18 protein-coding genes are annotated in these 22,903 nt (G+C 56.7%); 12 read left to right on the top strand and 6 right to left on the bottom strand.

Annotated features, from left to right (window positions below; all coding sequences use genetic code 11):
• Window positions 1–28 precede the first annotated feature (28 nt).
• Genes ACQY4Z_RS02385 through ACQY4Z_RS02375 form a run of 3 tightly spaced genes read right to left on the bottom strand, consistent with a single transcriptional unit; the run spans window position 29 to window position 5,284 of the window.
• Window positions 29–3,604: an efflux RND transporter permease subunit gene (locus ACQY4Z_RS02385; RefSeq protein ID WP_428526339.1), complete on the bottom strand. Its 3,576-nt coding sequence runs from the start codon at window positions 3,602–3,604 to the stop codon at window positions 29–31.
• On the bottom strand, window positions 3,601–4,704 hold the full coding sequence (locus ACQY4Z_RS02380; protein WP_428526337.1) for an efflux RND transporter periplasmic adaptor subunit: 1,104 nt from the start codon (window positions 4,702–4,704) through the stop codon (window positions 3,601–3,603). Before ACQY4Z_RS02380 ends, ACQY4Z_RS02385 begins: the two co-directional genes overlap by 4 nt.
• Window positions 4,705–4,726: 22 nt before the next feature.
• The gene (locus ACQY4Z_RS02375; protein WP_166672746.1) at window positions 4,727–5,284 is read right to left on the bottom strand and encodes a PadR family transcriptional regulator; all 558 of its coding nucleotides are present in this window, start codon (window positions 5,282–5,284) and stop codon (window positions 4,727–4,729) included.
• A gap of 271 nt (window positions 5,285–5,555) precedes the next feature.
• Between ACQY4Z_RS02375 and ACQY4Z_RS02370 the strand changes: the two genes are divergently transcribed.
• Together ACQY4Z_RS02370 and ACQY4Z_RS02365 are read left to right on the top strand one after the other, a co-directional pair.
• Window positions 5,556–5,930 (top strand): hypothetical protein, encoded by a 375-nt coding sequence (locus ACQY4Z_RS02370; protein WP_409691255.1) that lies wholly within the window; start codon window positions 5,556–5,558, stop codon window positions 5,928–5,930.
• A gap of 567 nt (window positions 5,931–6,497) precedes the next feature.
• The gene (locus tag ACQY4Z_RS02365) at window positions 6,498–6,782 is read left to right on the top strand and encodes a hypothetical protein (protein WP_428526334.1); all 285 of its coding nucleotides are present in this window, start codon (window positions 6,498–6,500) and stop codon (window positions 6,780–6,782) included.
• Between the two features lie 29 nt (window positions 6,783–6,811).
• Here the strand turns inward: ACQY4Z_RS02365 and ACQY4Z_RS02360 are convergent, their stop codons facing one another.
• Window positions 6,812–8,197 carry a mannose-1-phosphate guanylyltransferase/mannose-6-phosphate isomerase gene (locus ACQY4Z_RS02360; RefSeq protein WP_428526332.1) on the bottom strand — a complete coding sequence of 462 codons (1,386 nt, stop codon included), beginning with the start codon at window positions 8,195–8,197 and terminating at the stop codon, window positions 6,812–6,814.
• A gap of 159 nt (window positions 8,198–8,356) precedes the next feature.
• On the opposite strand from ACQY4Z_RS02360, the gene ACQY4Z_RS02355 reads away from it, so the two are divergent.
• Genes ACQY4Z_RS02355 through ACQY4Z_RS02345 form a run of 3 tightly spaced genes read left to right on the top strand, consistent with a single transcriptional unit; the run spans window position 8,357 to window position 10,466 of the window.
• Window positions 8,357–9,235 (top strand): ATP-binding cassette domain-containing protein, encoded by an 879-nt coding sequence (locus ACQY4Z_RS02355; RefSeq protein WP_428526330.1) that lies wholly within the window; start codon window positions 8,357–8,359, stop codon window positions 9,233–9,235.
• A complete protein-coding gene (locus tag ACQY4Z_RS02350) occupies window positions 9,228–10,052 on the top strand; it encodes a metal ABC transporter permease (RefSeq protein WP_428526328.1) in 825 nt (274 codons plus the stop codon). The genes ACQY4Z_RS02355 and ACQY4Z_RS02350 overlap by 8 nt, the downstream gene beginning before the upstream one ends.
• A gap of 3 nt (window positions 10,053–10,055) precedes the next feature.
• Window positions 10,056–10,466, top strand: a complete 411-nt coding sequence (locus ACQY4Z_RS02345; RefSeq protein WP_428526326.1) for a Fur family transcriptional regulator — start codon at window positions 10,056–10,058, stop codon at window positions 10,464–10,466.
• Here ACQY4Z_RS02345 and ACQY4Z_RS02340 read toward each other — a convergent pair.
• The gene (locus tag ACQY4Z_RS02340) at window positions 10,463–10,948 is read right to left on the bottom strand and encodes a DUF3429 domain-containing protein (protein ID WP_428526324.1); all 486 of its coding nucleotides are present in this window, start codon (window positions 10,946–10,948) and stop codon (window positions 10,463–10,465) included. The genes ACQY4Z_RS02345 and ACQY4Z_RS02340 overlap by 4 nt on opposite strands.
• 256 nt (window positions 10,949–11,204) lie before the next feature.
• Here ACQY4Z_RS02340 and ACQY4Z_RS02335 point away from each other — a divergent pair, with 256 nt between their 5' ends.
• The 7 genes from ACQY4Z_RS02335 to ACQY4Z_RS02305 all read left to right on the top strand — a co-directional run bounded on the left by ACQY4Z_RS02335 (window position 11,205) and on the right by ACQY4Z_RS02305 (window position 22,142).
• Window positions 11,205–12,338 (top strand): Gfo/Idh/MocA family protein, encoded by a 1,134-nt coding sequence (locus ACQY4Z_RS02335; RefSeq protein ID WP_428526322.1) that lies wholly within the window; start codon window positions 11,205–11,207, stop codon window positions 12,336–12,338.
• 121 nt (window positions 12,339–12,459) lie between these two features.
• Window positions 12,460–13,035, top strand: coding sequence for an NnrU family protein (locus ACQY4Z_RS02330; protein ID WP_428526320.1), 576 nt, complete (start codon window positions 12,460–12,462; stop codon window positions 13,033–13,035).
• Window positions 13,036–13,243: 208 nt separating this feature from the next.
• On the top strand, window positions 13,244–13,921 hold the full coding sequence (locus ACQY4Z_RS02325; RefSeq protein ID WP_428526318.1) for a tetratricopeptide repeat protein: 678 nt from the start codon (window positions 13,244–13,246) through the stop codon (window positions 13,919–13,921).
• Between the two features lie 8 nt (window positions 13,922–13,929).
• Window positions 13,930–15,270 (top strand): PQQ-binding-like beta-propeller repeat protein, encoded by a 1,341-nt coding sequence (locus tag ACQY4Z_RS02320; RefSeq protein WP_428526316.1) that lies wholly within the window; start codon window positions 13,930–13,932, stop codon window positions 15,268–15,270.
• A 160-nt stretch (window positions 15,271–15,430) separates the two neighbouring features.
• A complete protein-coding gene (gene der / locus ACQY4Z_RS02315; protein WP_209173605.1) occupies window positions 15,431–16,858 on the top strand; it encodes a ribosome biogenesis GTPase Der in 1,428 nt (475 codons plus the stop codon).
• An 85-nt stretch (window positions 16,859–16,943) separates the two neighbouring features.
• Window positions 16,944–17,744, top strand: coding sequence for an inositol monophosphatase family protein (locus tag ACQY4Z_RS02310; protein ID WP_428526314.1), 801 nt, complete (start codon window positions 16,944–16,946; stop codon window positions 17,742–17,744).
• Window positions 17,745–18,371: 627 nt separating this feature from the next.
• Entirely contained in the window at window positions 18,372–22,142 is a 3,771-nt protein-coding gene (locus ACQY4Z_RS02305) for a LamG-like jellyroll fold domain-containing protein (protein WP_428526312.1), read from the top strand.
• 24 nt (window positions 22,143–22,166) lie between these two features.
• On the opposite strand, the gene ACQY4Z_RS02300 is transcribed toward ACQY4Z_RS02305, so the two are convergent.
• The gene (locus ACQY4Z_RS02300) at window positions 22,167–22,895 is read right to left on the bottom strand and encodes an SDR family NAD(P)-dependent oxidoreductase (RefSeq protein WP_428526310.1); all 729 of its coding nucleotides are present in this window, start codon (window positions 22,893–22,895) and stop codon (window positions 22,167–22,169) included.
• Window positions 22,896–22,903 lie beyond the last annotated feature (8 nt).

The following is a 22,903-nucleotide window of genomic DNA, read 5'->3' as shown; positions in this document are numbered from 1 at the left end:
CTTTCCACGAGCGGCGTCTACTGGAGGTCTACTCAGCCGCGTGCGGGAGTTCTTCCTGGTTCGGAACCTTCGGCGGCGCAGGTTTTGGCATCGACACCACTTTAGCAGCCGGGCGTTCCTTCTCCTGTTCCGGATCTGTCCACTCCACATCCTGATCAGCGTCAGTGGTGGGTGCGGCAGCCGGAACAGGCTTGCGCCGGAACCGCTGTGCGATGGACCGCGCTGAACCGACCCAGACACTTGGCAACGCAATCATCACCGGGATCATGATCAGTGTCAGGATTGTGGAGAAGGCGAGACCAGAAATCACCGCTGTCGACAACTGGACCCACCAAACGGCGGTGATGCCGCCATAGGCCGTCACCTGGTTGGCGAAGTCGAAGTTGATCTGTGTCGCCATCGGGATCAAACCGGCAATCGTGGTGATGGTTGTCAACAGGATCGGCCGGATCCGCTGCGCAGAGGTTTTCAAGATCGCTTCCAGCGGATCAAGCCCATCATCGATAAACCGGTTATAGGTATCGATCAGAACAATCGCGTTGTTCACGACAATCCCGGCAAGCGCCACGACCCCTGTCCCTGTCATGATGATCGAGAACTTCTGGCCAGTCACCATCATCCCGAGCAGCACACCGAAGACCGACAGAACCACCGTGGAGAGGGTCAGGAAGGTCTGATAGAACGAGTTGTATTGCGTCAGCAGGATTAGGAACATCAGGAAGAGCGATCCAACCATCGCCTTCATCAGGAATTCACCCGATTCCTTCTGATCCTCATCAGCGCCGCGGAACTGCAAATACACGTTGTCCGGCCAGGTTTGCGCGTCCAGCCACTTCTCCAGCTCGCCAACCTGTTCATCCGGTGTGGATCCGGAAGCCGGGTTGACGGTTGCCTTGACCATCATGGAGTAGAGGCCGTCACGGCGGACGATTTCCGAAACCTTCTGGGCCGGAGAGCGATCGACGAAGTTTGCCAGCGGCACAAGTCCGAGCGAGGTTTGAAGACGCAGTTGGTCAAACCGGTCGATCGTGCGTTCGTCTTCCGGCAAGCGGACACGAATATCGACCTCGTCTTCGCTGTCATTCGGTCGGTACTTGCCGATCAAAACGCCGTTGGTCACCAGCTGAACCATGTTGCCGACCGAAGCGATATGAGCCTGGTAACGGCCTGCCTGTTCCCGGTCGATGGCGATTTGCCATTCGATGCCCGGCAGCGGGCGGTCGTCTTCCTGGTCAATCAGCGCTTCGACGCCATTCAGATGATTGCGGACACGGGCAACGTTCTCAACCAGCGTGTCGTAATCCGTCGACTTTAGCTCAAGCTGGATGTCCTTACCGGTCGGCGGGCCGCCCTCGATCTTGCGTGTTTCCACCTTGATGCCCGGAATGGAGGATGTGCGTTCGCGGATCTCTGCAAAGATTTCCTTGGCTTCACGCCGGCAGCAGAAGTTTGCCAGTTCGAGCTGTAGCTCGCCCATAACATCGGCAGGCTTGTCTTGAACACCGCCAACAGACGGGCCACCCGAAGAGCCGCCCGGTGTAAAGGCGGTGGTGACGATGTGGGCCACACCTGCGACCTCCATCACTTCCGCTTCAACCTTGGCTACCTGCTCAAGCGCTTCTGCAGCAGACATGTTGCCTCGGCCGGAGATCAGAACCACAGCCTGATCCGGCTCTTCATCAACGAAGAATTCCACGCCGGTCGGATTGGAAACGAAGGACATCATGATGTAGCCGCACACGGCAATCATCGCGACGATCGTGACGATGTTGCCGATCGGGTTCCCGGCCAGCAGCTTCAGGAAGCGGACATAAAAGCCGGTGAAGCCTTTTACCTTCTTCACATCGAAGTGGGCCTTGCCGGAAAGAAGCTCCGCTTCGGCCCGGTCTTTTGCGGCACGAACAGCAGCCCGTTCCTGGGACCAGCGCACGAACGGGCGCAAAATCCGATAGGAGACGTAGCCGAGGCCGACAAATGTAACCAACCCGGCCAGAGCGCTGACCAGCGGAACCACACCCTCAGGAACGGCACCTGCCAGAAGACCCGGCACCAAGGGACCGCTTCCGATCGCAAATGCGCCGCCTGCCGCGATTGTCACGGCCAGCAAGGCAGCCGCGTGACGGCCGAGCCAATGCGAGACATCTGCCAGAACGCCACCAGTCACCGGCAGGAACACCATCGCCGTGACCAATGAGGCCGCCAGAACGATGATCACCATGATCGGTAGGTAGCTCATGAATTCACCGGCAACACCCGGCCACAAAAGCATGGGCAGGAAAGCCACCAGGGTTGTCGCGGTGGACGAGACAATCGGCCAGAACATAAGTTTTGCAGCACGGATATAGGCCTCACGGTCCTCCATGCCCTCATGCACCTTCCGGTCGGCATACTCCGTCATCACGATGGCACCATCGACGAGCAGGCCGACGGTCAGAACGAGGCCGAACATGACCATCGTGTTGACCGTGTAGCCAATGCCGCCAAGGATCAGGAAGCCCACCATGAAGGATGTCGGGATCGCGAGACCCACGAGCAGGGCGGACCGCATACCGAGCGCTGCAAGAACCAGGATCATGACCAGGAAGATCGCAGTCAGGATCGAGGACTGCAGAGAGCCAAGAACCTCATAGATGTTGTCGGATTGATCGAGCAGGATGTCGACTTGGATCGTCTCCGGCCAGTCTTTCGAGGCTTCCTCAACAACAGCACGTACGGCTGCATTGTTCTCGATGATGTTCGTGCCGATCCGCTTGGTGACTTCCAGCGCGATAGCCGGTTTGCCGTTCACGCGGGTGTAAGAATCCGCATCCTTGAAGGTTCTGCGGATCTCTGCAACGTCAGCCAGCGTGACGACGCCTTCACCGCTTTGTTTCAGCGGCAGACTGTAAACGTCGGCTGCATTTTCAATGAGGCCAGGAACCTTGACGTTGAAGCGCCCTTTGCCACCGTCAATGAAGCCAGCTGGAACCAGCTGGTTGTTGGCGGTCAGTGTGTTCAAAAGCTCTTGCTGGGTGATCGCATATGATTCCAGCTTCTGGGTATCGATCAGGACTTCCAGGAGCTCTTCCCGGTGCCCGGAAAGATCGGCAGAGCGGACGGTGTCGACCGCTTCAATCTGGTCCTTCAGACGCCGGGCATGCTGATAGAGCGTGCGTTCAGGGACATTGCCTGAGAGTGCCACGAACATGGTCGGGGCAAGGGCAAAGTTCATTTCCGTGATTGTCGGTTCTTCAGCGTCAGCAGGCAGCTCGCCCTTGGCCTGATCGACCTTGTCGCGCACGTCGGCAAGGGCCTCGTCCTTGTCGAACGAAATGTCGAACTCTAAGACGATACCGGCATGGCTTTCAGAGGCAATCGCCGTGATTTCCTTGAGGCCATCCAACCCGCGCAGTTCGGTTTCCATCGGCCGCACGAGCAGGCGCTCGGCATCTTCCGGAGAAATGCCCTGCTGGGTGATCGATATGTAGAAGATCGGGAGATCGATGTCGGGGCTGTCTTCTTTGGGGATCGACACATAGGTCATGACCCCTGCGGCCAGCAGCGCGAGCATCAGCACGAAGACCGTCTTTGGACGGCGCAAAACGCCTTCAAGCATGTTGATCATTGGCTGATCTCCGCGGTTTCAAACACCGGATCTACAAGAACGCCATCAGAGACATATTCCTGTCCGACCACAATTGCATTGACGGTCTCCGGAAGGCCGCCGACCCACATGCCGTCCTGCTCTCCGCCGAGAACGGTGACTGGATAGAACACGGTGACATTGTCTTCGCCAACGCCGCGGATACCGACCTGGCCGGTATCGTTCAGCGTCAGGATGGCTGGCGAGATCTTGTGCGCTTTCTCGACTGGCAATGGCAGGCGGCTAACGGCCGTGACGCCATCGCGGGCAACACCTTCTTCATTCGGGATTTCAACTTCGATCCGGAAGGTCCGCGTGTCGGGATTGGCAGAAGGTGAAATGTAACGCACATGACCTTCCAAGGTCTCGCCCGTTACAAGGACCACCTCAGCCGGCATGTTCAGGGAGATCTGGGCGATGTTCAGTTCGCTCACATCACCGATGGCAATCATCGGATCGGAATTCACGACGGTTGCGCAAATGCTGCCCTTGTCGAGTTGGGCGCCAATTTCGGCCATCGGGCTTTCGATCACGCCGTTAATCGGCGAGCGGATCACGGTCCGGCGCAGCTCACGCTCAGCTTCTTCCAGACGGGCCTTGGCGGCATCATACTGGGCCTGAACCGTCATCACGCGCGTTTCGGCTGTAAAGCCCTTGCTGCTCAGCTGAGTGGCGGCTTCTTTCAGCATTTCAGCTTCTGCAACCGCAGCCTTTGCCTCAAGCACACGCGACTCCCGGGTTCCGCGATCAAGGACACATAAAATGTCTCCAGCAGCCACGCGCGCGCCTTCGCGCGCCGGCCGGTCGACCACGTCATCTGTAATGTGTGAGCGAACGGCAACCTTTGCCTCGGCTTCCGTCCGGCCACGCACTTCCAGAACGGCTTGTCGTTCTTGCGCAGTAAGAGCCACAACCTGGACCTTGAACAGCTTGTCGGTTGCTTGAGCAACACGCTGAGCAGGAGAGGGCGCAGCATTTTCACCGTCGCCCACGCCACCGATCACCACGGTGCCGCTATACATCCACGCGCCAATACCGGCCGCGAGGCCGGCTGCAAGGACGTAGGAAAACTTGATACGCATTTCGGAGGTCTCCAAATCGGGCTTACTCGGCAGCGGCCTGGGAGGGGGCAGCTGCGTCTTCGGCGATCTTAATAAGGGCTTCCCCGTGGTCTTCGAGGTAGCGCAGTGTGAAATTCATGCAGGCAATCCCGTAATCGCGGGTCCAATCGGAGCCTGCATGTGTGCATCCGTTCTCATCATCAATTCCGCTTAACAAGCGGAGCTCTTCGTGAACCTGCGCCTTACGGCGTTCAAGGGCGCGGCGCAGGACATCCGGCGGAAGTTTGGCAGCATTCAAGGCAATCAAGAGGAAGGGTGACTTGAAGGTGTCCGGCGCTTGGGGTTCGCACAAGGACCGAATGAACTCGTCCCGCCCTGCCTGCGTTATGGAATAGACCTTGCGGGATGGTTTTCCAGCTTGCGGTTCTTCGCGCACGGTCACCATGCCTTCCGCTTCCAGGCGCGCAAGGGCAGGGTAGATGGAGCCAAAGCTGGCGTCGTCGAAATAGCTGAACCGGCCTTCTGTCGATTCTTTGCGTATTTCGTATCCGGTGGCGTCCCCACCGGACAGGATGGCTAGGCACAAACCGCGCACGCTCATGATTGGCTCCTTCAGCATCTGTCGATGCCGCCAACAGCAAATCCGCGAGTTGCTTTGCTCGCGGCATTCGCAAAACTGTCATATGCCGGATCGATATATCGAACTAATATATATCAAACCGGCATTTCGCAAGGTGTACGCCTCGAAAAAGAAAGCGGATCCTTAATGGAACTTGTACGACACAGAATTACTGCGCGGATTTGACAGGTTGCGCTCATCGGGTCGGGCCCTAAGCTTCTACAAAGGCGTCGAGAGACAAAGGGCTTCTGAAATGACCGTGAAAGTAGATGCAATCGCAAAACGGTTTTTGCCAAAAGATCCGTTTTTCCGGCTCTTGGTCGTAAACAGTTTGGCAGGTGTCGGGATTTCCGGGCTGGTCGTTGGCGGCATTTTTTATTCGAACATCGGCAACCTGACAGTTCTGATTAGAGGCGATGACAGCCCTTTGGTGCCGATACTTATGCTCGTCGCTGGACTGGTCATTACACTGGTGTCGGTTGTTGTCGGCTCCGCGATCATGCTCCTTGGGGCTGATCAAACAAAAGGCGGACCGGGTTCGAAATTGCCGGCGATGTTTGAGCCGAGACTTGAGCCGATCCCGGTAAAGGCAGATACGGCGCGAGCGCACCGCCGTGAGGTTCGATAGGCTTGAAAAATAGAGCTCCGTCTCCGATTGACCCACCTACGGATGGGTCACATTGACTGCTATTCAGATCGGCCGAAAAAAGCGCCGACGGTTTGCGGGTCGACCTGATATTACGGGCTTGGCTGAATAAACAGGGTCATGACGCATGCTGCCAATATGAGCAGCAAACCCAGTGACGAAAGTCTCATTTCGCCGCTCCTGTTGAACATGTGTATCTCCTTGAACTTCTGCCGCGTTGTAAGGGGATACTCCGGAAAACTGCGGTAATTCTTCCTGTAAAACTTTATCGATCAGCAAGTTAAGGTGAGAGCTCGCCTCTAAATTGCGTCTTTGTTTGTGTTCGGGATCGCCCGGCCGTTAACCATATGAGGCAAAATTCCAGCGAGCAAACAGGCAGCCATCTTGAGTTTTGTTGCACCCACAGTTACCAAAAAAAGCGAGTTAACATTTTGTTAACTAATCGTGGGGGTTGCGGTGGGATACTTCCTGAGAAATTTTCATATACTTGCTTTTGCATTTGTTTTTATCTTTGGGGCGATTTGGGTCGGCCTGAATCCGGATCGAACGGTGAGCTTAATAAAGCCGGTGGTTGAAGATGCTGAAGAGCTGGGCCGTTTGGCTGAAACGGTCTATGAAGCGGTAGCTGAAATCGATCTGGAGGCTTCTGCAAATGAGGCGATCGCGGTTTACACAGCAGCTCTGCGCATGCCGAGCATGGTTCTGGAGCGCGTCGACTACAACCTGAAGGATGCGGCGGAACGTATAGCAGGGTTCAGCAGCCGTTCAGTCGCGCCGCAGTCCGCAGACAAGCTTACGCTTCGCGAAGTCAGTGCCAAGCTGAAAGACCTCTAACACCCAATGGGTGGGGGACCGCCGCTTCTTCAGGAATGACGAACGATATCGTCTTCCTGAAGATAGGTTCCGGATTGCACCTCGATCATTCGGACAGGAATGCGACCTGGATTGTGCAGAGTATGCTGCGCACCGAGCGGGACATATGCGGACTGATTCTCCGTTAGAAGGCTCACCTGACCATTGATGGTGATCTCCAGCGTCCCGGAGACGACGACCCAATGCTCGGCGCGATGCAAATGGCTTTGAAGGCTAAGGCGCTTTCCTGGTTTAATCATCATGGACTGAACGGCAAACCGGTCGCCTGCGTTGATCCGCTCTGTGTAGCCCCATGGCCGGTAGGTCCGCGGATGCCGTTCGGTTTCGCTGCGGCCCTCCGATTCCAGCTGTTCGACCACTTTCTTTACATCCTGCGCCTTGTCCTTGTGGGCAACAAGCACACTGTCTGTGGTCGCAATCACCATGACATCTTCCAGGCCGATGACGGACACCAGCCGTTGGTCGGCATAGGCAAGGCATTCCTTGCAGTCGAGGAATCGGGCATCGCCGATCGCCGAGTTTCCGCTGCCGTCCTTATCAAGCACACCCCAGATCGCTGACCAGGAACCGAGATCATCCCAATCCGGAGCCATCGGCGCACAGACAACGTTGTCTGCCTTCTCCATGATCGCATAGTCGATTGAAATGTTTTCAAGCGCTGCAAAACCGTCCTCATCGAGGCGGGTGAAGTCCAGATCACCATGGCGTGTGGCCATCAGCGCGGTAATCGCCTCTGACAGGCCGTGTTGGTAAGTCTTGAAGGCCTCAATCATCGTCTTCGCTGAATAGAGAAAAATCCCGGCATTCCAGACATGGGCACCATCGGCCAGAAAGGCTTTTGCCCGCTCAAGGTCCGGCTTTTCAACAAAAGCTGCAACGCCGCGAACCGGGTCGCTGCCCGGCTCCAGTTTGATATATCCGTATCCTGTGTTGGGTTCGGTCGGCGTGATGCCGAATGTGACGATTTTTCCCGACAGGGCAGCGTCCCGCGCGTGGTGAACTGCCGTCATGAACACATCTTCCTTGCCTATCAGGTGGTCTGACGGAAGAAGCAGGATCAGGGCATTCGGATCCTCTTCATACGCCAGCAACGCGGCCATGAGGGCAGGCGGGGCGGTGTTCCGGCCCACCGGCTCCAGCAGGATCGTTGTGGCTGCAGTGTCGATCTCGGCAAGCTGTTCGCCCATTAGGAAGCGATGGCTATCGCCGCCGATTACGATCGGATTGGAAAATCCTTCGCCCGAGACTCGCTTGCAGGTCTTTTGGAACAGGCTCTCGCCGCCGAATATTGGCAAAAACTGCTTCGGGCGGTCTTTGCGGGACAGCGGCCAAAGGCGGGATCCAATACCACCAGACAAAATGCAGGGATAAATCATCGAGCCGATTCCTGATGTGAAATTCAATGCTTGTTTGTAAGCGGATAGTTTGCAGGGAAGTGTTAACAGCGCAGCAGCAGCTTGCAACCGGAGACATGAAACAGTACTTACGTAATAATATAACACTCTGGGGCAAAGAATCCCCAAAAGGCGAGTTGAATGAGCGAAGCAGCCGACAATCTGGTGCAGTTGACCCGGGCCGGGATCCAAAAGAGCGGAAGCTGGCTTGTGCGCGGTGTCGATTTGACCGTCTCAGCCGGTGAAATCGTCACCCTCATAGGTCCGAACGGTTCCGGAAAGTCGACGACGGCGAAAATGGCGTTGGGGATCCATAAGCCAACAGAAGGCTCTGCTGTTCGGCGCAACGGTCTCTCTGTTGGGTATGTTCCACAGAAACTGTCGATAGACTGGACGCTGCCGCTGAATGTCAAAAGGTTCATGCGGCTCACCAATCCTTTGTCCGATGCTGAATGCATGGCCGCGCTTGAGCGTACCGGTGCGGCCCGATTGGTTGGCGAGGAAATGCGCACGCTGTCTGGGGGCGAACTTCAAAGAGTGATGTTGGCGCGCGCTATCGCGCGGTCGCCGGATCTCCTTGTTCTGGATGAACCGGTACAAGGCGTCGATTATGCCGGCGAGATTGCGATTTACAGCCTAATTTCGGAGATCCGGAATACGGTCGGATGCGGCATCTTGATGATTTCACACGACCTGCACGTGGTCATGGCGGCAGCGGACCAAGTGGTGTGCTTGAATGGTCACGTGTGCTGCCGCGGCACACCATCCGATGTCAGCAGGGACGAGAGTTATCAGCAGTTGTTCGGCACCCGGGCCGGTGGCGCGTTGGCAGTCTACGAACATGATCATGATCATGTTCATTTGCCCGACGGCCGTGTGCGCCATTCAGATGGCACGGTCTGCGACCATTGCCCTGGAGAGCATGACCACATGCATGAGGCTCACGGGATATCCGGGGGCCAGCCTTCGCACGAAACAGCCGCTCATAAACGGGTCGCGGGCGGTATAGCTGATGCTTGATGATTTCTTCACGCGGGCGTTGATCGCAGGCATTGGCGTGGCCTTGGTCGCTGGCCCCTTGGGGTGTTTTGTGGTCTGGCGGCGTATGGCTTATTTTGGGGATACGTTGGCACATGCGGCGCTATTAGGTGTCGCTTTGGCGTTTTTGCTGGATGTGAATACAACGCTTGCCGTTGCTGCTGCTTCCGTTGTTTTGTCCATGTTGCTGTTGGCTCTTCGCCAAAGAGGAAATCTGCCATCAGATGCTCTGCTTGGGCTCCTATCACATTCAGCGTTGGCCATTGGTTTGGTCTGCATGGCGTTCATGACGTGGGTGAATTTCGACCTCCAAGGGATCTTGTTCGGCGATATTCTCTCCGTCACTCGTCTTGATATCGCTATCATTTATGGTGGGGGAGCCATCGTTTTAGCGGGCCTGATTTGGATATGGCGAAGCCTGTTTGCGGCGACTGTCAGTTCCGATCTTGCAGGCGCGGAAGGGTTGCGTCCTGATTTCGCAGAGCTGGTGTTCATGCTGCTAACTGCCATAGTCATCGCAATCGCGTTGAAGGTAGTCGGAGCGCTCCTTATCACAGCGCTGTTGATAATACCGGCGGCCGCCGTTCGGCGCCTTTCAGCATCACCGGAGCAAATGGCGGTCTTTGCAAGTCTGGCTGGGATCGTGGCGGTTGTAGCCGGGCTCTACAGTTCTCTTTACTACGATACGCCATCAGGACCGTCGATTGTGGTCGCTGCCATGCTTCTTTTTGTGCTCAGCCTTCTTCCGGTTCGAAGGTTGATCAAAAAACTGACCGCTGAAAACCGAGGAGGGATTTAGGACATGGCGCATGCCCATCCGGATCTGACTAAAAACCAGGCGCTGGTGTTCGGTAAACTATCTGACGCCAGCGGTCCTTTGACGGCCTATGCCCTTCTCGACGACTTGCGTGAGCAGGGGTTTCGCGCGCCGCTTCAGGTCTACCGGGCGTTGGACAAGCTGGTCGACTACGGTCTGGTGCATCGCCTTGAAAGCCTGAACGCCTTTGTTGCCTGCCGCCACAAAGGTTGTGCAGATCACAAGACCGCAGCGTTTGCGATCTGCGAGACGTGCGGCAACGTTCAGGAGTTTTCTCCGGATCGCGCGATTGAAGACTTGCTCAAGTGGACGAAGGAGCAGGAGTTTAAACTGTCGCGCACGACCATCGAACTGCGCGGGCTCTGCAAGGTGTGTTCAGCGTCTCAACAAGTTTAACCTGCCAGAACCGGCGCAATCAGCGAGACAACCACGGCAACAGTGACCGGAATGCGCAGTTTCGGATACCAGCGCGGTGCAGAATGTGACTGTGTTCGCCAGAGATCATATCCGAGCCATGCAAGAAAACAGGCGGTAAGCGTCAGCGCGGTCCACATGCCGCTCAAGAACAATGCGAGCCAGCCAAAGATGGATGGCAAGACGCCAATCACCAGCCGTATTGGCGACACCGGGCGCGACTGCACAAACGTCATGGCAAATTCCCAGCCCCAATAAATCCCGCCCAGAAAAGACAGGATCACCGCTGCATAAGCGTGTTGGGCGGGCAAGATCCACGGATGGGCCTCTACGGGGAGCAACACTGCGGCAAATGACAGTGCTCCGAATGGTAGAAACCCTGCTGCTGTGAGTAGAAAAACAGTGAGCGGCACTTCATCATGTGAGACAACAATCCGCGGTGCTGCATCAGCGCTGTTCGACATGTGGTGTTCTCCGATTTTGGATTTGAACTGCCTACGACAGCCGAGAGTTTACGGATCAGGGAACCCTCGATTTCATACCTTGTGGCAATTGGCTGAGATCACTGGAGACCATTTGGCGTTGCTAAGAATTGTTGCGACCGTGAGACGGATTTGGGATGCTAAACCCTCGTTGTTTTTGCCTGTCTTGCTGGCTGCTGCATCTTCGGTGTCTACTTGAACCGCAAGACTACAAAAGTAAGCACCGGAGACGCCCACGATGTCGGAAGAGCTGGGTATCGGGATCCTGGGGTGCGGCAACACTTCGAGGATCTATTTTGAACTTATTCCGAAGTTCATGGGCCTGCAGTTGCGCGCCTGTGCGGACCTTAATAGGGAAGTAGCACTTATCCGGGCCGAAGAGTTCGATATTCGCGCCGAAACGGTTCATAACCTGTTCCAGGCAGATGATATCTCCGTAATCGTCAATCTGACAGCGCCCGATGCGCATGCCATGATGAGTCGGGAGATACTCAACAACGGCAAACATGTTTATTCCGAAAAGCCGTTTGCGCGAACCTCCACAGAAGGTGCCGCGGTTCGGCAACTGGCCGAAAAGCTCGGACTGTTTGTGGGTTGTGCGCCCGATACGTTTTTGGGCGGAGCACCGCAAACGGCCCGCAAGGCCGTTTCGGAGGGTCTGATCGGAGAAGTCACCGGTGCCACGCTTCATGCAATGAACCATGGAATGGAAGCTTGGCACCCGGATCCCGAAATCTTCTACAAATCCGGCATTGGGCCAATGGCCGATTTCGGCCCTTATTTTATTTCCAGTGTCCTCAATTTGCTCGGGCCGGTCGAGCAAGTGGCGGCGATGTCCAGCACGCCCAGCATAACCCGGACGATTGGCCAGGGGCCGCGTAAAGGCGAAGTTTTCAATGTCGAAACACCGACAACAATCCACGCTGCCTTGTCAGTGAAGGACGGTCCATTGGTCGCGTTTTCCGCAAGTTGGGACGTCCAGGCCCATGCGCATTCCGCCATGGAAATTTATGGATCCGAGGGAACGCTCTTTTTGCCGGATCCCTTGTTTTTTGGCGGTGACGTAATACGGGTTTTAAAGGACGGAACACGTGAGGTTCTGAACCAGGACAACCACCCGTTCGGCCGGCCCAATTTCAAGATCCATGGCCGCGAGCGGGCCAACTACCGGTCTGCTGGTTTGGCGGACATGGTCAATGCAGTGCGTCTTGGAACGGACTTTCGCTGCTCGATGGAGCGCGCTCTTCATGCTGTTGATGTTATCGAGGCTATCCAGACCGCAGCATCAACCGGCCAGCACGTAAAGATCAGCGAAATGCCAACACGGCCGGAACCGCTTAGTCCGGACCAGGCCGACGCCCTGCTGCGCTGATAAAATTCGCGATAAAACAATGGCAATTCCGGTTGCAGGCCCTTGATGCCGCTCTTATTGTCCGGCTTTGAAGAGGCGCTGATGCGTCAAGTGGTGGCCAATGCCTTGAGGGAGAGCGGGCATGCTTTTGCTGATTGCCGGATTGATTCTGTTTTTGGGAATACACAGCCTGCCTATGTTCGCTGACAAGCGGTCGGCATTGGAAGAAAAGTTCGGTGTTCTTGGCTACAAGGGCCTGTTTGCTGTGGTCTCCGCCATCGGCTTTGTCCTGATCATTTACGGTTACGGTGCTGCCCGCGCCGAAGGCCCCGCGATCATTTATGACCCGCCATTCTGGCTACGTCACGTCACCATGCTGTTCATGGTTCCGGTCTTCATCTTCCTTGTGGCTGCCTATGTTCCGTGCCGGATCAAAAAGGCCCTGAAACACCCGATGCTGGTTGCCGTGAAATTGTGGGCGTTCTCTCACCTTCTCACCAATGGCGATCTGGCGTCTGTTTTGTTGTTCGGCAGCTTTCTTGTCTGGGCAGTGGCAGACCGTATTTCACTGAAACGGCGCGGCCTTGGCGGTGGTGCAGTGATGACAAAAGAGCCCGGCAAGTTCTCCGACATCATCGTGATTCTCGTTGGTCTAGGTCTCTATGTGCTGTTTGCCTTCAAACTGCACGTGCTTTTAATCGGTGTGCCGGTTGCATAAGACCCGCTGCGGCGTGTAAATCGCACCGGGACTGGGACAAAAACAACGAAAATCGGGCACTTGCCCCACTTGCGCCATGAAGGGCGGTTTAAAGCCCGGTCGGGGAATTGCCCGAGCCAGATCAAATGGATAATGTGCGCCCCTTGATGGGGAGCCAATCCGGATTTCCGGACCGGCGCAGCAGAGTAAATTCAGGAACTAGCCACGTATGTCTGATATTTTTCGTGAGGTCGATGAGGACATCCGCCATGAGAAGTACCGCCGTCTCTGGGACCGTTTCGGGTCTTGGGTGATCGCGGTCGCTGTCTTGATCGTGGTTGGCACCGGTGGTTACCGGGGCTGGCTCTACTGGCAAGACACACAGTCTCAGTCAGCGGGTGACACATTCCTTGAGGCCATCAGCTTGTCGGAGGCTGGTCAATACTCGGAAGCCGCGCAGCTTTATACCGAACTTGGATCTTCCATTGGCGGATATCCGGCGCTCGCACAGATGCGCCAGGCAACCGACAAGGCGAGTGCCGGTGACGCAGCCGCCGCCCTGGCGGAGTTCGATGCTCTGTCACGGGATTCGAGCTTGGCACCGGCTTTGCAGAATGTGGCAGCTCTCCGCGCGGCCTATATCGCAGTCGACAGCGAACCATATGATGCGATTGCAGACCGGATTGAGAGCCTAACCGGCGATACGGATGCCTTCCGTGCAGCTGCTCGTGAACTGCTAGCTCTGAGCGCCTGGAAAAATGGCGATGCCGAGACGGCGCTTACCTGGATCACGGCATTGGACGATGACGCCGAAACGCCTCAAGACATTCGTCAGCGCGTGACACTCCTGGGCGGACTGATCCGGGGACAGACCGGGACACCGGCTGAAGAGGGCACTGCACAGTGATCTGTTTTTTGAAAAACGTATCTGTCCGGCCATTGGTTGGCACGCTGGCACTGTCGGTCTTTCTGGCCGGTTGCGGATCAGTCAGTGAGTTCGGCAGCTCGCTCAATCCGTTCAGCAAGGAAGAGATCTTGCCGGGCGAACGGCAGGCTGTATTTGATGGTGTCGACCCGGCTGCCCAAGCTCTTGGCAAGGCGGCGAGCATTGGCGCTGCGACCGGCGGTCAGACCTGGACGAGTGCTGGCGGTGGTCCCGCCAACGATCCCGGCAACGTGGCTGTATCTGTTTCCGGCAGCCGTGCCTGGCAGGCCAATGTGGGCAGTTCCGGCCGCGGCCTGACGTCGTCAGCCTTGCGGGTATCCTCCCGCCCGGTGAGCGATGGTAGCCGCATCTATGTCTATAAGCCGAACGGTGAAGTCGTCGCGCTGTCCACCGCCGGTGGCCGCCAGTGGACGCAAAACCTGCGCCCCGAAGGCGAACGCGACGTTGGTCCGGGCGGCGGTGTGGTAGTTGACGGCGGCGTTGTTTATGCTGCGACCGGTTACCGCCAAGTGGCGGCCCTTGAAGCGGGTTCCGGACGGGTCATCTGGACCGCGGAAATGGACACTCCGGCGCGTGGTGCCCCGGCAGCCGGTGGCGGTCACGTCTTTGTCGTGAACCAGTCCAACGAAGTCTATGCGTTTTCCAAGGAAGACGGCTCTGTGGCCTGGACATTTGCAGGGATCGAAGAGACTGCCGGTGTTCTGTCTGCAGCAAACCCTGCCATCTCTGGCAACCGGGTGATTGTGCCGTTCTCGTCTGGTGAAATCATGGCCATCAACATCAAGTCCGGTGAGCCGGATTGGATTGATGGTGTCTCCCGCGGCTTCCGGACACTGGCTCTGTCTGGTCTCGCAGATGTTTCTGCAAGCCCGGTTGTCTCCGGCAACACAGTTGTCGCGACCGGCGTTGCCGGGCGCACAGTGGCTGTTGATGTGCGCACCGGACAGCGTCAGTGGGATCAAAACCTTGGCAGCGTTCATACGCCGGTCGTCTCCGGAAACGCGGTGTTCATGGTGGATCTTGACGACCGCATGGTCGCGCTTGACCGCTCAAGCGGTGAAACCATGTGGGCGACGCAACTGCCGAAGCCGCAAAAGAAAAAGCGCCGCCGCAATTGGGCCGGTCCGATCCTGGCCAATGGCGCTCTTGTCGCCTTTTCCAGTGATGGCCAGATCGCCATGGTCGATGCCGCCTCAGGCAATATCATGACAACACAGCGCACCAACACCGATGTCTTCGTGACGCCGATTGCCGCCGGTGGCCGGGTGGTTGTCCTGACCGGCCGGGATGGCGTTGCCGCGTTTAACTGATCATTGGGCGCTGAGGCTCTAGTTGGGCCTCAACGTTTCAAAACTGGTCAAGCTATAGTATCTGAGCACCTTATCGTTGCCTGCCGGGCAAGGATGAGGTGCTTTGAGTTTGTTCAAGGGCGGGATCCTTTGGTTGATCCGCCTCTTAGGAGTGAATGCCGTGGGCGCTACCGTCGCCATCGTTGGACGGCCGAATGTCGGCAAGTCCACATTGTTCAACCGTCTTGTCGGAAAACGCTTGGCGCTCGTGGATGACACACCGGGTGTGACCCGTGACCGCCGTCCGGGCGAAGCCCGCCTTGGCGACCTGCGCTTTACGATCATTGACACTGCGGGTCTTGAAGACGCCGACAAGGCGTCCCTGGAAGGCCGTATGCGCCGTCAGACCGAAGAAGCGATTGAAACCGCTGATGCCGTGCTGTTTGTCATTGATGCGCGCGCCGGGGTTACGCCGCTCGACGCACACTTTGCAGATGTTGCGCGCAAGACAACCCGTCCCGTAATTCTTCTGGCCAACAAGGCCGAGGGCCGGGCTGGGGAGAGTGGGCTCTACGAATCCTTCTCGCTTGGGCTTGGTGAGCCGATCGCGATCTCTGCCGAGCATGGCGAAGGCCTGGCTGATCTCTACGATGCGCTGAAACCGCATGTTGACCGGGTGAGTGAGGAAGAGGACGCAAAGCGCGAGGAAGCCGTCACCAACGTCGATGTCGACGAGGACGGTGAGATTGTCGACGATGAAGATCCGGTTGGCACGAAAGAGCGGCCTCTGCGCGTTGCCATCGTTGGCCGTCCGAATGCCGGCAAGTCCACGTTGATCAACCGGATGCTGGGGGAAGATCGCATGTTGACCGGTCCGGAGGCCGGTATCACGCGGGATTCCATCTCCGTCGACTGGACCTGGCACGACCGGCACATCAAGCTGTTCGATACGGCCGGGATCCGCAAGAAAGCGCGTGTTCAGGAGAAGCTGGAAAAGCTCTCCGTCGCCGACGCCCTGCGGGCCATCAAGTTTGCCGAGGTTGTTGTTGTCACCCTTGATGCGACGATGTCGTTTGAAAAGCAGGATCTGCAGATTATCGATCTTGTGGCCCGCGAAGGCCGAGCCTTGGTGATTGCCGTCAACAAATGGGATTTGATCGAAGACCGGGAAGAGGCCTGGAAAAAGATCCGGGACGCCAACGAACGGTATTTCAATCAGATCCGCGGCGTCCGCATTGTGACCTTGTCCGGTATTCAGGGGCAGGGCATTGACCGGTTGGTTGAAGGTGTTTTTGCCGCCTATGATGCCTGGAATGCACGGGTGTCGACAGCTGGGCTGAACCGGTGGCTGGAACGGGCAACCACGTCGCATCCACCGCCCGCCGTTGCAGGCCGGCGCGTTCGCATCCGCTACATGACGCAGCCGAAAACCCGGCCGCCGCACTTCGTGGCGTTCAGTTCCCGTCCGGAGCAGCTGCCGGAAAGCTACACCCGATATCTGATCAATTCCCTGCGTGAGAAATTCGATATCCAGGGCACGCCGATCCGGTTGTCTTACCGCAAGGGCGACAATCCCTATGCGCCGAAGAAAAAGCGCAAAATCCAATAGCAGCTGCTGCGCAGCCTTGTCTTAGGTCCCGGTGGTCTACCGGGACCCTTTTGTTCAGATAAATTGATTTTCAAGGAGATCTTCCATGTCATCCGATCGGCTTGCTTTTACCGAAGCGCTTGCACAAAAGGCCGGACTTGTCGCGCTGGATTATTTCAGAAAGCTCGACACCCTGACGATCACGCAAAAGGGTCATCAGGACCTTGTAAGCGAAGCGGACCAGAACGTTGAGACACTCATTCGCGACGCGCTGTCTGAAGCCTATCCGGACGACGGGATCCTGGGCGAAGAACATGGCATGGAAGAAGGCGAGAGCGGGTTCACCTGGGTGATTGATCCGATCGACGGCACGGCGAACTTCGTCACCGGCATACCGCAATGGTGCGTCATCATCGCATGTGTTCAGCAAGGCCAGACCCTTCTCGGAGTGATCCACGATCCGGTCGCCGGGGAGACATTCTCAGCGTTGGCAGGCGGCGGTGCCTTTTTGAACGGCAAGCCGATCAAGGTATCGAATAGCGAAAGCGTGTCCGTCGGCTCCGTCGGCGTCGGCTTCAATGGCCGCACATCCGTGACCGATGCAGTCAACGCGGTTGGAGCGTTGGTCTCTAAAGGCGGTGTTTTCTTCCGCAATGCCTCTGGCGGCCTGATGCTGGCCTATACCGGTGCCGGGCGCCTGATCGGCTATATCGAATCTCACATGAACGCCTGGGATTGCCTGGCCGGCATGTTGCTCATCCAGGAAGCGGGCGGCCAAGTGCAAGAGCAGGACGTTGCCCACGCCCTTTATCATGGCACCCGTGTGGTGACCGGTGCGCCGGGTGTTTTTGCGGAACTGACCGACATCGCCGAAAGCTCCTTCGCCCCGCTGCAAGCGGCGGAGTAATAGGCCTGCCTAATCAAATGCTCTAGCTTGGGTGTCGATCAATCCGGCCTGCAGCTCATTTTGAGCCGCTTCAAGCCTTCACCATTTGGGACCTGGTTTCGACAGGGGTTCGGGGGTCAAGAGGTCCCGGGCCCTGGTCCAAAATGGCGTTTGCATCACGTGCTACGGACTGAATCTGGCGCGGGTGTGAACGGTGCAGATATTCAGACGCGCTGGGTTTGGTTCGATTTTCCCGTTGGTGAGTCGAAAATATCCGATCATGGAAGTGTTTTTGGAGACGGCATTTCCTCATGTGTATTTGAGATGAAAATTTCGAATATATCTAATTAAGGAATAATAAGATTGAAAAGAAAAATCCCTATTTCAGTAAAAATAGAAGAATCAATATTTTTGATCGATTCCCTAAGTGAAAGTATCAATTATAATTTCGAAATGTCGAATATATAATCTTACTAATTTCTGATTTTCAATTAATTTGAGCCATATTTGTTCAATTATTTCGTCAAATTCGGATCGTTACCTTAAGCCCGTTGAAGCAACTTCGGAAACTTAATCTCAAATGGCGAGCGCCATTCCGTGGCGCCATTGGGGCTGGTTTTGTTGAAATACTGCGGGGAGGGCAGAACCATGCAGTCGACAGGCAATACACTTTCGCGTTCAGCGATCTATTCGATAGAGGGTTTGACGAGTTTTTCAGGTGAGAAGGGTGATTATCTTCAGGCGGCTCATACCCCTGCGTTGTCCCTTTCTAATGGCACGGTGGCTTTGACCTTCAATGCCGATGATGTTGAGGCGAGCCGGACGTTGTTTTCCAAGGACGGCAAGGGGTACGATGCCGGAGGTCACCTGACGGTGTACCTGCGCAAGGGCGCTCTTATTGTCCGCCAGCAGTCGGACACGGAAAGCGAGTATCTGAAGGTCAAGGACGTAACGATTGCCGCAGGTCAGACCTATCATCTGGCCGTGTCCTTTGGAGCGGATGGCCTCAATGTTTATCTGAATGGTCAATTGGCTGCGTCGGAACCCGATTTCCAGCAAGGGCTGGAGTTAAACACCCGGGCGTTTGTCGTTGGTGCTTCAGGAGCCTGGCGGTCGGACGACGGTCAGCGGGCGTCATCTCAGTTCGACGGCACGATCTCCGATGTGATGGTGTTTGACAGCCAGTTGGGTCAGATGGATGTCGCAGCGCTGGCCGGTGTGGTGGATGCCTCGTTTGAAAGCGCTGCCCTGAAAGCGATGGTGCAGCAAGACCTGCTCCCCGCTTTCCAGCAGTTGCATCACGGCTCTGATGAGGCCAAGGCGCTGGCGATGGCCTATGGCATCTCCCATGACGGTGCCCTGACCACCGGTGTGGCAGTGCAGACCGGGACAGATGGAGCAGACACACTGACCGGGACCGGCGAGGCTGACGCGATTGATGGCGGGCTTGGCAATGACACGATTGACGGCGCGGCCGGCAATGATGTGCTGCAGGGCGGTTATGGCAATGACGACCTGAACGGCGGCGAGGGCAATGACGTTCTCGACGGCGGTCATGGAGAAGATGTCCTCAATGGCGGGGCGGGCGATGATCTTTTGATCTCGCAGTCAGATGGCCGGGAGGGGGCGATTGCCTATATCGAGGGCCGCGACGAGGGAGATCCGGAAAATGAACTGATCAACGGCAAGGTTTACCCGAACCAGCCAATCCCCGCCGATGACATCCTGACGGGCGGGCTTGGGGCCGACACGTTCTACTTCCAGACCCTAATCAACGCCAAGCAGCGTTACATTGAAAAGCATACACAGAATGATGGCACGATCCGCTGGCACGGTGTGGCCGGTGAAAACGACAAGCTGCATGACCATTGGGTCGACATCATCGGCCATGACGTGATCATGGACTTCAACCGGGGAGAGGGCGACCGGATCCTGATTGAGGGACATACCACGAAGATCCGGTCGATCAGCTATGGCGATGCCAATTCCGACGGTGTGATGGATCATTCCGTGATCCGGTTGTACTCCGATCAGGGCAGGGGCGGCGGCGCGCACAATCAGGATGATCTGGGCACGATCACGGTCTATGGGGATCTGGTCAAGCTGACCGACATCTCGACAACATCAAAACCGGCTTACGGCATCGTGACGTCCATTGCCGATCTCAGCGAAGCCATCCAGCCCATCCAAATCGCCGAAGACAGAGAACCATACACACCACCAACAAACCTGCCGGGGGTTGGCGATTTGCCGCTTCCTTCTGGATTGACACCTGTGTTTGCCTTCGAGGGTTCGACGAGTTTTTCTGGTGAGAGGGGCGATTATCTTCAGGCGGCTCATACGCCTGCGTTGTCTCTTTCCAATGGCACGGTGGCTTTGACCTTCAATGCCGATGATGTTGAGGCGAGCCGGACGTTGTTTTCCAAGGACGGCAAGGGATACGACGCCGGAGGCCACCTGACGGTGTACCTGCGCAAGGGCGCTCTTATTGTCCGCCAGCAGTCGGACACGGAAAGCGAGTATCTGAAGGTCAAGGACGTAACGATTGCCGCAGGTCAGACCTATCATCTGGCCGTGTCCTTTGGAGCGGATGGCCTCAATGTTTATCTGAATGGTCAATTGGCTGCGTCGGAACCCGATTTCCAGCAAGGGCTGGAGTTAAACACCCGGGCGTTTGTCGTTGGTGCTTCAGGAGCCTGGCGGTCGGACGACGGTCAGCGGGCGTCATCTCAGTTCGACGGCACGATCTCCGATGTGATGGTGTTTGACAGCCAGTTGGGTCAGATGGATGTCGCAGCGCTGGCCGGTGTGGTGGATGCCTCGTTTGAAAGCGCTGCCCTGAAAGCGATGGTGCAGCAAGACCTGCTCCCCGCTTTCCAGCAGTTGCATCACGGCTCTGATGAGGCCAAGGCGCTGGCGATGGCCTATGGTATCTCCCATGATGGTGCCCTGACCACCGGTGCGGCCATGCAGACCGGAACAGATGGAGCGGACGCACTGACGGGGTCTGGTGAGGCTGACGCGATTGATGGCGGGCTTGGCAATGACACGATTGATGGCGCGGCCGGCAATGATGTGCTGCAAGGCGGTTATGGCAATGACGACTTGAACGGCGGCGAGGGCAATGATGTTCTCGACGGCGGTCATGGAGAAGATGTCCTGAACGGCGGTGCGGGCGATGATCTTCTGATCTCGCAGTCAGATGGCCGGGAGGGGGCGATTGCCTATATCGAGGGCCGCGACGAGGGAGATCCGGAAAATGAACTGATCAACGGCAAGGTTTACCCGAACCAGCCAATCCCCTCCGATGACATCCTGACGGGCGGGCTTGGGGCCGACACGTTCTACTTCCAGACCCTAATCAACGCCAAGCAGCGTTACATTGAAAAGCATACACAGAATGATGGCACGATCCGCTGGCACGGTGTGGCCGGTGAAAACGACAAGCTGCATGACCATTGGGTCGACATCATCGGCCATGATGTGATCACGGACTTCAACCGGGGAGAGGGCGACCGGATCCTGATTGAGGGACATACCACGAAGATCCGGTCGATCAGCTATGGCGATGCCAATTCCGACGGTGTGATGGACCATTCGGTGATCCGGTTGTACTCCGATCAGGGCAGGGGCGGCGGCGCGCACAATCAGGATGATCTGGGTACGATCACGGTCTTTGGGGACCTGGTCAAGCTGACCGACATCTCGACCACATCGAAACCGGCTTACGGTATCGTGACGTCCATTGCCGATCTCAGTGAAGCGATCCAGCCCATCCAAATCGCCGAAGACAGAGAACCATACACACCACCAACAAACCTGCCCGGGGGTATTTCCGTGACACCTCCCCCAGGAGCAAGTGTTGTCGTGGTGGTGCCGGGGGCGATGAACTTCGATAATGTCCGCAATGATCAATTCGCCATTGAGCACCAAGAAAAAATGGCGGTTTCGGAAGGAACAATCGCCTTCACCTTCAAGGCAGACGCCATAACCTCGCACGACGCCCTGTTTTCCAAAGACGCCAAGGGAAATGGCGATGGTGGCCATGTGACGGCCTTTGTTACCGAAAGCGGAACGTTAAAGGTCCGGTTTCAAACTGCAGAGGATGAAACCTGGCTGTATGCCAAGAACTCAATTGTCGCGGGCCAAGAATATGATTTTGCGGCAACTTTTGGCGACGATGGGGTGTATTTGTACCTGAATGGCGCAGTTGTTGCCTCAGATGCAGAGTTCCGAACAAGCCTTGCTGGAAACAAAGAGTATTTGATACTGGGCGGCAATGGGTGGGGAAGCGAAGCCGGTGAGATTGGCTGGATTGGCAACCGGTTTGACGGAACCATCAAAGATTTCACACTGCTTGATCAACAACTCGACGAAGCACAGATCAAACCTCTGTTTTCGGACAGCGTCCTTGTTTGATCTCCGGTTTCACTAGCGCATGCGTTAGTATGAAACCCACTCGCGGCTGACGCGGTCGTAGAGTTTGCCGGTCTCATAGACATCGGTTTTTACGAGCTCGACCAGCTCGGGCGCGATGTCGCGTGGATGCGGCAGGTTTTCCGGTGGCTCGCCCGGCATTGCCTTGGCCCGAAGTCCGGTCCGGACGGGGCCGGGATCAGCCAGGTTGATCTTCATGTTGGTTTTGAGGCTTTCATTCGCCCAGGTACGGGCCATTGCCTCAACTCCGGCCTTTGAGACGGACTGCAGCCCCCAAAAAGCCGGGCAGGTGCTGGCCTGCACGGAAGTCAGGAACAGAGCGCGGCCGTCGTCCGACTGGCGTAGCAGAGGATCCAGAGACCGGATCAACCGCCAATTGGCGGTTACGTTGACCGACATGACCTTTTCGAAGTCTTTCGGGCTGATATGGCCGAGCGGCGACAGGATACCCAGCATCCCGGCATTGCCGATGAAGACATCGAGTTTCTTCCAGCGCTCATAGATCGCGGCGCCAAGACGATCCAGGGCATCATGGTCCGTGAGGTCGACAGGAACAAGTGTTGCCTGGCCGCCTGCAGACTGGATTTCGTCATCGAGGTCCTCGAGACCACCAACGGTGCGGGCGATCGCAATCACATGCGCGCCGCGCGCTGCCAGTTGTTTGGCGAGTTGATATCCAATACCGCGCGACGCACCGGTCACCAGGGCGACCCGGCCTTCAAAATCCTGTGTCATGTTACTCG

Source organism: Roseibium sp., assembly GCF_965276855.1.
Taxonomy (GTDB): Bacteria; Pseudomonadota; Alphaproteobacteria; order Rhizobiales; family Stappiaceae; genus Roseibium.
The sequence above is the reverse complement of the archived record's forward strand: the minus strand, read 5'-3'. Positions and strand labels throughout refer to the sequence as shown.